General features: G+C 63.0%; 13 protein-coding genes and 1 riboswitch. Of the genes, 6 read left to right on the top strand and 7 right to left on the bottom strand.

Translation table 11 applies throughout. From position 1 onward, the window contains the following. Positions 1–307: 307 nt before the first annotated feature. Positions 308–706, bottom strand: coding sequence for a VOC family protein (locus tag FLO80_RS05540; protein ID WP_246156581.1), 399 nt, complete (start codon positions 704–706; stop codon positions 308–310). Positions 707–804: 98 nt separating this feature from the next. Between FLO80_RS05540 and FLO80_RS05535 the strand changes: the two genes are divergently transcribed. The 3 genes from FLO80_RS05535 (at position 805) to sigJ (ending at position 2820) form a co-directional block, all read left to right on the top strand. Further along, on the top strand, positions 805–1401 hold the full coding sequence (locus FLO80_RS05535) for a TetR/AcrR family transcriptional regulator (RefSeq protein ID WP_111362590.1): 597 nt from the start codon (positions 805–807) through the stop codon (positions 1399–1401). Between the two features lie 86 nt (positions 1402–1487). Then, positions 1488–1943 carry a carboxymuconolactone decarboxylase family protein gene (locus FLO80_RS05530; protein ID WP_111362589.1) on the top strand — a complete coding sequence of 152 codons (456 nt, stop codon included), beginning with the start codon at positions 1488–1490 and terminating at the stop codon, positions 1941–1943. Then, positions 1933–2820: an RNA polymerase sigma factor SigJ gene (gene sigJ / locus FLO80_RS05525; protein WP_111362588.1), complete on the top strand. Its 888-nt coding sequence runs from the start codon at positions 1933–1935 to the stop codon at positions 2818–2820. Before FLO80_RS05530 ends, sigJ begins: the two co-directional genes overlap by 11 nt. A gap of 90 nt (positions 2821–2910) precedes the next feature. On the opposite strand, the gene FLO80_RS05520 is transcribed toward sigJ, so the two are convergent. The 3 genes from FLO80_RS05520 to FLO80_RS05510 form a co-directional block, all read right to left on the bottom strand. Beyond that, positions 2911–3612: a DUF899 domain-containing protein gene (locus FLO80_RS05520; protein ID WP_223145456.1), complete on the bottom strand. Its 702-nt coding sequence runs from the start codon at positions 3610–3612 to the stop codon at positions 2911–2913. 64 nt (positions 3613–3676) lie between these two features. Beyond that, entirely contained in the window at positions 3677–4333 is a 657-nt protein-coding gene (locus FLO80_RS05515; protein ID WP_111362587.1) for a glutathione S-transferase family protein, read from the bottom strand. 21 nt (positions 4334–4354) lie between these two features. Continuing rightward, positions 4355–5482, bottom strand: a complete 1128-nt coding sequence (locus FLO80_RS05510) for a serine hydrolase domain-containing protein (protein WP_111362586.1) — start codon at positions 5480–5482, stop codon at positions 4355–4357. A 295-nt stretch (positions 5483–5777) separates the two neighbouring features. Between FLO80_RS05510 and FLO80_RS05505 the strand changes: the two genes are divergently transcribed. From FLO80_RS05505 to FLO80_RS05495, 3 genes are all read left to right on the top strand, one after another. Continuing rightward, entirely contained in the window at positions 5778–6362 is a 585-nt protein-coding gene (locus FLO80_RS05505; RefSeq protein WP_246156580.1) for a TetR/AcrR family transcriptional regulator, read from the top strand. Next, entirely contained in the window at positions 6359–6904 is a 546-nt protein-coding gene (locus FLO80_RS05500; protein ID WP_188078220.1) for a GFA family protein, read from the top strand. The genes FLO80_RS05505 and FLO80_RS05500 overlap by 4 nt, the downstream gene beginning before the upstream one ends. Before the next feature lie 216 nt (positions 6905–7120). After that, a riboswitch (TPP riboswitch) is annotated at positions 7121–7254 on the top strand. Positions 7255–7286: 32 nt separating this feature from the next. Further along, a complete protein-coding gene (locus FLO80_RS05495; protein ID WP_111362584.1) occupies positions 7287–7754 on the top strand; it encodes an NUDIX hydrolase in 468 nt (155 codons plus the stop codon). Between the two features lie 375 nt (positions 7755–8129). Here FLO80_RS05495 and thiE read toward each other — a convergent pair whose 3' ends face one another. From thiE to thiC, 3 genes are read right to left on the bottom strand one after another with little or no spacing between them, the layout of a single operon-like run. Continuing rightward, a complete protein-coding gene (gene thiE, locus FLO80_RS05490; RefSeq protein ID WP_111362583.1) occupies positions 8130–8795 on the bottom strand; it encodes a thiamine phosphate synthase in 666 nt (221 codons plus the stop codon). Next, the gene (gene thiM, locus FLO80_RS05485; protein ID WP_111362582.1) at positions 8792–9601 is read right to left on the bottom strand and encodes a hydroxyethylthiazole kinase; all 810 of its coding nucleotides are present in this window, start codon (positions 9599–9601) and stop codon (positions 8792–8794) included. Before thiM ends, thiE begins: the two co-directional genes overlap by 4 nt. Further along, entirely contained in the window at positions 9598–11400 is a 1803-nt protein-coding gene (gene thiC / locus FLO80_RS05480; RefSeq protein WP_111362581.1) for a phosphomethylpyrimidine synthase ThiC, read from the bottom strand. Before thiC ends, thiM begins: the two co-directional genes overlap by 4 nt. Between the last annotated feature and the right edge of the window lie 85 nt (positions 11401–11485).

Raw genomic sequence — 11485 nt, 5'->3', positions numbered from 1 at the left:
ACAACGTCACACGCCGGCCTGAGTGGAACCGTGTCCCGGACGAGACGCGCGTTGATAACATCGGGTTTGCCTTGGCAACAGGACATATGGGTGCCGCAAGAATCTATACCGTGACGTTCGGCTGCTCGCTTGTCATCAAGGAGGGGGCGGCATGGTCTACTCGTCCGCGGCCGAGAAAATCGGAAGCAACATGAAGTTTTGGTACGCCGCCCCAGGCCGCGTCGAAACGCGCAATTGCGTCAAGCGGATAAGGATCTGTCCGCGCTGCGGCCCCCGCTTGCCGGGGGCGCGCAGCGTTGCAGTCGGTTTAGCTGGGCAGGGCATCAGCGGCATACTGGGCCATGAATTCCGCGCTTGGTTCAATCGGTGTGATCACGTCGATCAGAACCCCGTTCGGATCGTGCGTGATGAAGTGCCGCTGGCCGAATGGTTCGTCGCGTAGTGAAAGCAGGATTGGCAGGCCCTTTGCCGTCAGCGCGTCATGAACGGCATCGACATCCGGCACCTCGAAGTTGAGAAGAGCGCCGGATACCGGGCGGTTGCGGGCGCTTTCGGGGATGGTTTCATGGCTGGCGTCCAGGATCGCCAGATTGACGCTTTCATCCTCTGTGGATTGCAGATGCACATACCAATCGGCTTCAAACAGCGCGCGAAAGCCGAAATGTGCCTGGTAGAAAGTACTGGTTGCGCTGACATCGGCCACCATGAGGACGGGGTAATATTGGGTGATTTTCATCGCTTGCGCTCCTGTGTAAAAAGCATACAGTGTGTATGTATTTATGAATTAACATACAGGCTGTATGTATGCAAGAGAGGCGTTCCAATCAGAACCGCCGCCAGGAAACCCGTCGCGCATTGATCAAGGCCGCCCGCGCGCTGTTTCTGGAAAAGGGTTATGCCGCTACCGGCACGCCCGAAGTGGTCGCGCGGGCAGGGCTTACGCGTGGGGCGCTATATCATCATTTCAAGGACAAGCAGGCGCTGTTTCTGGCGGTGGTGGAGGCCGAGGCCGCGCAGATCGCAGCCGAGATCGAGGCGGGTTCGGCCGATGCGCAGACCCCTCTTGCCGCGCTCAACGATGGTGCGCGGGCTTATTTTGCCGCCATGCGTGCGCCGGGCCGGATTCGGCTGATGTTGCTGGAAGGGCCGGCCACTCTAAGCCCTGAAACCATGCGCCGGATCGACCTTGAAACCGGCGGACGCGAGCTGCGGCTGGGCATTGCAGAGGCGTTGGGAGGAGCCGCGACGGTCGGGCGGGTCGATGCGCTTGCAGACCTTGTATCGGCAATGTTCGACCGCGCCGCGCTGGCCATAGAAGGCGGGGCGGATGCGCCGCTTTACGAAGCGACGGTGCGCGATCTGCTGGCGGCTCTCGTCGGTCCGGCGCCGGGTACGCGCTGAACGGTCCATAGAGCGCGCGAGCCTGTCACAAATCGCGTCCTCATCTCGTCTTACTTTCTGTCAGACTTGAGAACGGAGAGCTACAGATGACCGAGCGATTGAACTACCACCAGGCCTCGCCCAAAGCGGTGAAGGCGATGCTGGCCCTTGAAGCCGAAACGCACGCGCTTTCGATCCCGCTTGCGTTGCGTGAACTGGTCAAGATGCGGGTCTCGCAAACCAACGGTTGTGCCTTTTGCCTGAACATGCACGCGCCCGAGGCCCGGGGCGCGGGCGTGTCGCAGCAAAAGCTGGATGTGCTGGCCGCATGGCGTGAAAGCCCGGCGTTTAATGCGCGTGAGCGCGCAGCCCTTGGCTGGGCCGAGGCATTGACGCGGATCGAGGCCACCGGTGCGCCGGACGCGGATTACGCCGCGTTGACGAACGCCTTCACGCCCCAGGAATGCGTGGATCTCACGCTGGTGATCAACGCAATCAACGCCTGGAACCGGTTTGCGGTTGGTTTCCGCGCGCCGCATCCCTTGCGCAGTGATGCAGACTGACCCGCACCTGATGCTGTTCCAGCGCGAGCGCCGCCGCCTGGCGGGACTCGCCTATCGCATGACGGGGTCGGTGGCGGATACCGAAGACATCCTGCAACAGGCGTGGATGCGCTTTGCGGGAAGGCCGCTTGCCGGGATAATTGATCCGGCCCGCTTTCTGGGTACGGTTGTCGCCCGGCTGTGCCTTGACCACCTCAAATCGGCCCGGGCGCGGCGTGAACACTATGTCGGTGCCTGGCTACCTGATCCGCTGGTTCAGGATAATGCGCCGGACGCCGAGCAAAGCTGGATCGTGGCCGAGGATGTGGGGATCGCGCTGATCCTGACCCTTGACCGGCTGACCCCGGAAATGCGCGCGGCGTTCTTGTTGCGCGATGCCTTTGACTATTCCTTTGACGAGATCGCAACCGTGGTCGGGCGCACGCCCGCAACCTGCCGTCAGCTTGTGTCACGCGCCCGCAAACGCATGGCGGGGGCAGAACCCGGCCCGGCGCTGCCCCCAGAGCAATCCGCACCGATCGTGGCGGCCTTCTGGCGCGCAGCTCGCACCGGCGACATGCAGGCGCTGACGGATCTCTTTGCCGAAGAGATCGAGGTTCATACCGATGGCGGCGGCAAGGTGCCTGCAGCGATCAACGTGCTGCGCGGGCGCAGACGGGCGGCGGGGCTGTTTGTTGGCCTTGCCCGCAAACGCCACCTCCCGCCGCCGCCCCTGCCGCCGCTCCGGACGATCAACGGTGTGCCGGGCTTCGTGACGCGAGAGCCGGGGAATGTGCTGCAAACCACGGCTATCGGCATCCGGGCGGGCAAAATCGTCGCCGTGTGGATTGTCCGCAATCCTGACAAGCTGCGGCATCTGAATGAGAATGCCGTGTGACAGGCCGGGGTGCCGGTTGCGAAAGTAACCTGAGGTGTGCACTGACGATGTCCTCGGTAGGATGCGAGGGTTAACCAGCGGTTATTGCAGTCACTGTGACGCCGGGTATTCATCGTGGCGGCGAATCCAGTCCATGATCTTGTTTTCGTTGCGGCCTTTCGGGGTGATGTCGAGATACATGTAGGCCCCCATGACTTCTTCGTTGCCGCGCGCATAGCTCGAATAGGTGTGATAGACGGTGCCGTCTGTACCCTTGTAAAAGACGCTGAGACCGGGCAGTTCGTCGTATCCTTCGTCACGCCGGTAATTGTAGAACACGTTGCCTTTGGCCAGTTCTTCCGGCGTGAAGGAAACGTGATAGTCATAGTTGAAGTCCGACCCGAAAGACGACACCCATCTGGCCCGCCAGCCCATGCGCTTCTTGTAGGCCATGATCTTTTCGAGCGGCGCGCGGGAGACGCGCACATAGGAAACGTCGTGGTTCGCCAGATGCACCAGCGCGCCCTCGGCGTGGTCGGCGTCGAACGAGCAACTCTTGCAGCCCGCGTCCCAGTCAGGATGGAACATGAAGTGGTGGATGATGAGTTGGCTGCGGCCATCGAAAAGGTCCGACAAACCCTTCTCACCCTCGGGCGTGTGAAAGACATAGGGTTTCTCGACCTTGACCCATGGCAGCGCCCTGCGCTCCTGCGCGAGCCGGTCGCGCATGCGGGTCATTTCCTTTTCGTGTTCCAGGTGGCGCTTGCGGGCGTCGAGCCATTCTTCGCGTGATACGATCTGGGGTGTAATCATGGTGATATCCTCCTATTTGTCGCGGTCGGGCATCCGTTCCCGTCTGGTCGCCTTTTGGGCGTGTTCAGTCCTCCGCCGCAAAATGTGCCATCTGGTCTGCATAAGCCTTTTCAAAGGCGGGGCGGGCGGTTGCGCGGGCGACATAGGCGCGGCAGGCGGGGACATTGGCCAGCCCGTCAAAGCGATGCACAAGGCGCAGGACGTCGGCCATCAGAATGTCGGCGATCGAAAATTCCCCCGCCAGCCATTCGCGGCCAGCCAAAACCTGTTCGGTATATTGCAGCCGCGCCTGCAGAAAGGCATCGAGGTGTTTGCGCCCCGGCGTTTGCTCCGTGTCATTCGAGAACTGATAGATCGACCAAGGCAGGCTGGCCGCCTCGACCGAGTTGAGCGCGGCAAAGACCCAGTTGATCGCCTGCTGGCGCGCGTGCGGGTCGGTCGGCAACAGGGCCGCGCTGCGTTCGCCCAGATAGAGCAGGATCGCACCCGACTCAAAGATCGTCTGGTCGCCATCACTCAACCATGGCACCTGTGCGAAAGGCTGCTGCGCGATCTGCTCCGCGTCCAGCTCGCGAAATGGCGCGCTTGGTATGAAGGGCACACTTTGCACCCGGTAGGGCAGCCCGACCTCTTCCAGCGCCCACCGCACACGCAGGTCGCGGACATAGCCGCGCGGCAAGTCGGGCACCCAGTTCAAGGTTGTCAGGGTCAGTTCAGGCATGTGCAGGGCGCTCTCGCTTTGTCATGGCGCGTCAAGGGCCGCGTTAATGAAGGTTTCCGCAAATGCCGCATCGTCCGGGGCGGTCATCATGCGTTGGGTGAAGAGGACGGCGACGGTATCGGTGGCCGGGTCGCACCAGAAGGCGGTGCCGAACCCGCCCCACCAGCCGAAACGGCCACGCGCGTTTTCCGGCGCAGTGCGCAGCGCCACGCCCAGCCCCCAGCCATGCGTGTCCCAGAAATCCGGCGGAAACCAAGGCGAGGCTGCTTTCTGCGCCGGTGTGATCTGGTCGCGCAACATCTCGGCCACCAGTTCCGCCGACAACAGCCGCTGGTTTCCGGCCATGCCACCGGCCAGCAGGAACCGCCCGAAGGCCAGGAAATCATCGACGGTCGAAACATGGCCGCTGCCCCCGGCCTCAAATGCGGGCGGTTGCGCGAAACTGCCCCCCGAGGCTGAGTTCCAAAGTTCCAGCGCGCCGGTCTCTGCATTCGGTGAATACTGGGTTGCCAACTGGTCGGCGCGGCCGGAAAATCCGGTATTCGCCATGCCCAGAGGCTCAAAGATGCGTCGGCGCTGGAATTCCCCCAGCGACATCCCACTTGCCCGCGCCACCAGCACGCCCGCCACATCCAGCCCGGTGTGATAGAGCCATCTTTCGCCCGGTTGATGGGCCAGCGGCAATGAACCCAGCCGCGCCATAAAGGTGCCTGCATCCTCGGCAAAGATCGTTGGCCCCGGGGCGACGCCAAGCGCCTGCATCTGTCTTGCCAGCGGAACGTCGGCGAAGATGATACCCAGCCCCATGCGTTGGCTGAGCAGGTCGCGCAGGGTTATGGCACGGGTCGCGGGCAGGGTATCGTCCAACTCACCATCCAGCTGGCGCAGTACACGCGGCGCGGCCAGTTCCGGCAGCCAGCGATCCACCGGTTCATCCAGCCCCAGCACGCCATCCTGTACCAGCATCAGCGCCGCAACCGCCGTCAGGGGTTTGCCGATAGAGGCCACTGCGAACAGCGTATCACGCTGCATCGGCGCACCGCTTTCCAGATCGCGCACCCCGGCAACATGGGTCCAGACGTCCGACTCGCGCGCGATCAGCGCAACCAGTCCCGGCACCCGCTCCGAGGTGACGGGCTGATCCAGCATGCCACGCAGGTTATCAAATTGATTTGCCAACACCGGGTTACCCCAACCAAGAACCAGCGGCAGAGCGGTAGCCCCGGCCAGTGCGCGGCGACGTGTCAGGCCATGCGCTGTTGTTTGGCACATCACTTCCCTCCCATCGTGGAATCGTCATGGGGCCTTGTGTAGCTGATAATACTTGTAGCTACAAGCATATGGGTGCAAGATTGGATTGAACTAAATACAAACTAAATGGTATGTATATCTCATGCCAAGGCCATCGAAACTCTCCCCTGAGCGCGGCAATGCCCGCACCCGCTTGCTTGAGGCGGCCCAAGATATCATTCGTTCGAAGGGATTCGCCGCCACCACAGTTGACGACCTGTGCAAGCAGGCCGAAGTGACGAAGGGTGCCTTCTTTCATCATTTCGACTCCAAGGAAGCCCTCGGCGTCGCGGCGGCTGAATACTGGACCGAGACAACATCGGCGTTTTTCGCGGCGGCACCCTATCACCTGCCTGATGATCCATTGGACCGTGTGCTGGCCTATGTCGCTTTCCGCAGGGCGATCATCGTTGGCCAGATTGCCGAATTCACCTGTCTGGTCGGGACCATGGCTCAGGAGGTCTATGCCATCTCGCCCGACATCCGTGAGGCTTGCGGGAAGAGCATATTCGGACATGCCGCAACACTGGAGGGAGATATCAGGGCGGCAATGCAGGCCCGCCGGATTCAGGGCGACTGGACGCCGGAAAGTCTCGCCCGCCATACGCAGGCTGTCATCCAGGGAGGATTTGTATTGGCCAAGGCCGGTAACGACCCCGATCTTGCCCGCGAAAGTCTCGACCATCTGGATCGGTACATTCGCTGTCTTTTCAACGTGCCCGATGAGGTTGAAGCATGAACAACATAACACAATTGCAATGCCGCTGCGGCGAGGTCCGGATGGAGGCCGAGAGCACACCCATCATGAGCACCGAGTGCCTTTGCACATCGTGCCGGACTGCAGCGGACGTGCTGGAGGCTTTGCCGGGCGCGCTGTCTCTAAGGGAATCGACCGGCGGTATGCGAATGGAGATGTACCGCAAGGATCGCGTCCGGTGCGTCAAGGGGGCCGGCAACCTGCGGGAGTATCGCCTGACGCAGAAGACCAAGACCCGTCGGGTGATAGCGGCCTGCTGCAATACGCCGATGTTCCTCGACTTCACCGAGGGACACTGGATCGACCTTTACGGCCACCTATGGCCCGCTGACACTCTTCCACCGCTTCAGATGCGCACAATGACAGGCGATCTTGAAGACCCGTCGGCGCTGCCCGGCGACGTGCCCAACCTCAAGAAGCATTCGGCGGGATTCTTCGTCCGCCTGCTCGGTGCCTGGGCCGCGATGGGATTTCGCCGACCGAAGATCGGCTATGTGGAAGGGGCGCTCGATGTCGGAGAATAACGGCAGGGTCGAAAGTGGCTTGTGATCCCTGAACGTCAACAGGCGCGGGGCGGCGCTACGACGTCGATTGCCCCATAGCCGATCCGGGTTCTCGCGTCGAACGTGGACAGGTATGATCCAACCCGTGCAAGCCAGCCGCGCGAGACATTCGGCGTCTGCGGCATTGAATGGGCCTTCGAAGAACCGCGTTGATTCTCGGAAGCGGACTGATACCCTGAACCGGCCGAGGGGGGCCCTGACAAAGGGCTGAGACTCTGCTGGTGGCGCGGTCTGTCCGACCGGCCGCAGCGCAGTGACCCTTTGAACCTGATCCGGATCATACCGGCGAAGGGACGGGATCAACGCGCTCTCTCCTTTGCCGGTCTCAAAACACGAGGCCGCCATGTCGACACCCACCGCAGACCCTGACCGCGCCACGCCCGCACGCCCCATCGCGGCGGCAATCGCCGCGGTGATACGCAACGACGAGGTGCTTCTGGTCCAGCGGGCCAATCCACCCGATGTCGGGCGATGGGGCTTTCCCGGCGGCAAGATCGAAGCGGGAGAGACGATCCCCGATGCCGCGTTGCGTGAACTGCTGGAGGAGACCGGCGTGACGGCCGAAGCGCTACACGTCTTCACCGCCGTGGATGCTTTCGACCGGGACGCGGGTGGCGGGTTGCGCCGGCACTTCATCCTGATCGCCGTGCTGTGCCGCTGGATCTCGGGAGAGCCGATCGCCAACGACGATGCATTGGAAGCGCGATGGGTCCGGCTCGGGGATCTCGACAGGTCCGGCCTCGCTCTGAGCCTCGACGTCGCCGACGTGGCGCGGCGGGCGGCAGGCCTGATGGGCGAGGTGCAGCCATGATCGCGAATGTTCGCACGATTGCCGAAACGGTTGCGGATCGTCTGCCCCACCATGCGGCGCGCTATGTCGTGCTCGATCTGCTGGCCTTGGGGCCGAACGGGCGCTTCTGAAGGCGGGCACCTGCAAGACAGAGCAGAGAGCACCGATTTTCTGCATGGTCCCGGTGGCAAGCGATGCGCTCGACGCCGGACACGGTCACGGCCCGGTGCATCATTTCCACCACCTGTGGCCCGATGCAAAAGCAGGGCGATGAGAGGCAGGTCATGCACACCGCATTTCTGCTGGAGCACCGGTTCTGACCAAGGAGGCCTCCTGTTGGCCCGTCACCTCAGCCCCGGTCGGATGGTAAAGCTCTGGTTCCCCGGCGCCCTCAAACTACCCTTTATGAAATCCATTTTCCGAGCGCCGTGAGCGGAAGATGCGGATTTCAGCCGCGAGCGCTCGCGCCGCCGTTTCCGGGTCTGGCTGACCGCAGATGGCCGAGACCACGGCGACACCCCGTGCCCCGGCCGCCATCGCCTGCGCCACATGTATCACCTTGAGCCCGCCAATGGCGACGGCAGGAACCGGGCTCGCCGCGATCTGTCGGGCGAGCCCGTCGAACCCCACCGGCTGCTTGTGATTCGGCTTGGTCGGCGTGGCAAAGACAGGCCCGGCGCCGATATAGTCCACCAGCGCGGGATCGACCGCTGCGGCCAGTTCAGGCGTTTCAACGCTCAGGCCAAGGATCGCATCCGCCCCGATGCGCGCCCGTGCCTCCGCGACGGTCATGTCGTCTTGACCGATGTGCAACCCGTCCGCGCCAATGGCGACGGCGGCGGTGACGTCGTCATTGACGATCAGCTTTGCGTTGGTGCCGGCGAGCGCTTCTTTCAGGGCACGGCCGGTCTCGATCAACCGTTTGGTGTCGGCTTCCTTGTCGCGCAGTTGCACCATCGTGACGCCTCCGACCACGGCTGCCCGGGCGGTTTCGACCATCCCGATCCCGGCACAAAGGCCGGGATCGAGAACGAGGTAGAGCGAGAGGTCGAAACACCTCATGCAGTGCCTCCGTCCATACCGTGAATCTGCGCCTCGGCATCAAGCAGGTCGGGCGTCACAGCGTGAAGCGCGTCGAGGAACCGCGGCGCAAAGCTCCCCGGTCCCTCGGCCTGCTCATGCGCGCGGGTTCCCGCCACGGCAAAATGCGCCAGGGCGCCCACCACCGCATCGAACGGGTCCTTCGCGATCGCCGCATAGGCCCCGCACAAGCAAGTTAGCGAACAGCCCATGGCGGTATTCATCGGCATCCACGGAGACCCGCCCTTGACCCGCATCGCGCGTTCGCCGTCAGTGACGAAATCCTCCGCGCCCGTGACCGCGACGACGCAGCCGCTTTGCTGCGCCAGCCTGCGCGCGCCATCTTCGGCGGCCTCGACCGCGTCGCGCCCGTCCACGCCTTGTCCCCGGCTGGCCTCGCCAGCCAGCGACAAGATCTCCGAAGCGTTGCCCCGAATGATGGTGGGGCGCAGGGCAACCAGCTCTGCTGAGACCCGGCGGCGATAGCCGGTCGCCTGACAGGCCACCGGGTCGAATACCCAGGGCCTCCCGACCTGTTGCGCCCCGGCGATGGCTTCGCGCATCCCTTCGACGAAAGGGCCCGAGAGCGTGCCGATGTTCACCGTTAGCGCCCCCGCGATGCGGGCGAATTCCTGCGCCTCCTCGACATCCGAGACCATGGCCGGGCTGGCACCAGCGGCCAACAGGACGTTGGCGGAGACGTTCATCGCGACGTAGTTGGTGATGCATTGCACCAGCGGCGGCTCGGCTCTGAGCGCCGTCAGAAGAGTTCCGGGTGTCTGGCTCATTTCGCATCCTCCTGCGGGAGATAGAGCTCCCCGCCTTCGCGGAACTTTTCGGCCATCTTCTCCATGCCTTCCTTCTGCGCTTCTGCGCGAATGTCGTGGCTGATCCGCATCGAGCAGAATTTCGGCCCGCACATCGAACAGAAATGCGCCACCTTGTGCGCCTCCTTCGGCAGGGTTTCGTCATGCATGGATCGCGCGGTTTCCGGATCAAGCGAGAGGTTGAACTGATCCTCCCAGCGGAACTCGAACCGCGCGCGCGAAACGGCGTCATCGCGGATCTGCGCCGCCGGGTGCCCCTTGGCCAGATCGGCCGCATGGGCCGCGATCTTGTAGGTGATGACCCCGGTCTTCACATCATCCCGGTCGGGCAGGCCAAGGTGTTCCTTGGGCGTGACATAGCACAGCATCGCCGTACCAAACCAGCCGATCATCGCCGCGCCGATGCCAGAGGTGATGTGATCGTATCCCGGCGCGATATCGGTCGTAAGCGGCCCAAGCGTATAGAACGGCGCCTCACCGCAAACCTCGAGTTGCTTGTCCATGTTGGCCTTGATCTTGTGCATCGGCACATGGCCCGGCCCCTCGATCATCACCTGGCAATCCTTGGCCCACGCGATTTGCGTGAGTTCTCCCAGCGTTTCCAACTCGGCGAACTGTGCCTGGTCGTTGGCGTCGGCGATCGAGCCGGGGCGCAGCCCGTCGCCAAGGCTGAACGACACGTCATAGGCCCGCGCGATATCGCAGATCTCGTCGAAATGCTCGTAGAGGAAACTTTCGCGGTGATGATGCAGGCACCACTTGGCCATGATCGAACCGCCGCGCGACACGATCCCCGTCACCCGGTCGACGGTCATCGGGATCATGTGCAGCCGCACGCCCGCATGAATGGTAAAGTAATCCACCCCCTGCTCGGCCTGTTCGATCAGCGTGTCGCGGAACACCTCCCATGTGAGATCCTCGGCCACACCACTGACCTTTTCCAGCGCCTGATAAAGCGGCACGGTCCCGATCGGCACCGGTGAATTGCGGATGATCCAGTCGCGGATATTGTGGATGTTGCGCCCCGTCGACAGGTCCATCACCGTATCGGCACCCCAGCGGGTGGCCCAGACCATCTTTTCGACTTCCTCGGCCATGGACGAGGTGACAGCGGAATTGCCGATATTGGCGTTGATCTTCACAAGGAAGTTCCGTCCGATCGCCATCGGTTCGGCCTCGGGGTGGTTGATATTGGCGGGGATGATCGCCCGACCTCGTGCCACCTCGTTGCGCACGAATTCCGGCGTGATGACATCGGGGATCTCGGCACCGAAACCCTCACCATCACGGGTCAACGCTTCTTTCGCGGCCTGACGTCCCATGTTCTCACGGATGGCGACAAACTCCATCTCGGGCGTGATGACCCCCGCGCGGGCATAGGCCATCTGGGTGACGGCGCGTCCCTTCTGCGCGCGCAGCGGCGTGTGGCGCACCGGGAATTCCGGCACCAGCCGCGTGCCCTCGGCAAACCCGTTGTCCTCGGGTTTTACATGGCGACCTTCGTAGTGTTCGGTATCGCCGCGCGCTTCTGTCCAGGCCGCGCGCGGACGCGGCAGACCGCGCGCGATCGTGATTTCGGCGTCGGGATCGGTATAGGGGCCAGAGCTGTCATAAACGGTGACAGGCACCTCACCCGCAGTCGGGTGCAAGTCGATCTCGCGCATGGGAACGCGGATGTCGGGGTGCAGCACACCACAGTGCCAGACACGGCGCGAGGCCGGTAGTGGGCCGGTTGTGACGGTTGGGGGCAGGTCTTTCATCGGTCAGAGCCTCCATAGCTCAAAGCGTTGGAGACCCAGTTCCGCGTCGAATGGAGGTGACTGCGCGTGATCCGCTCATTTGTTT

Source organism: Aquicoccus porphyridii (assembly GCF_008369105.1).
Lineage (GTDB): Bacteria > Pseudomonadota > Alphaproteobacteria > Rhodobacterales > Rhodobacteraceae > Aquicoccus > Aquicoccus porphyridii.
This window is presented reverse-complemented; position numbering and strand designations above follow the sequence as displayed.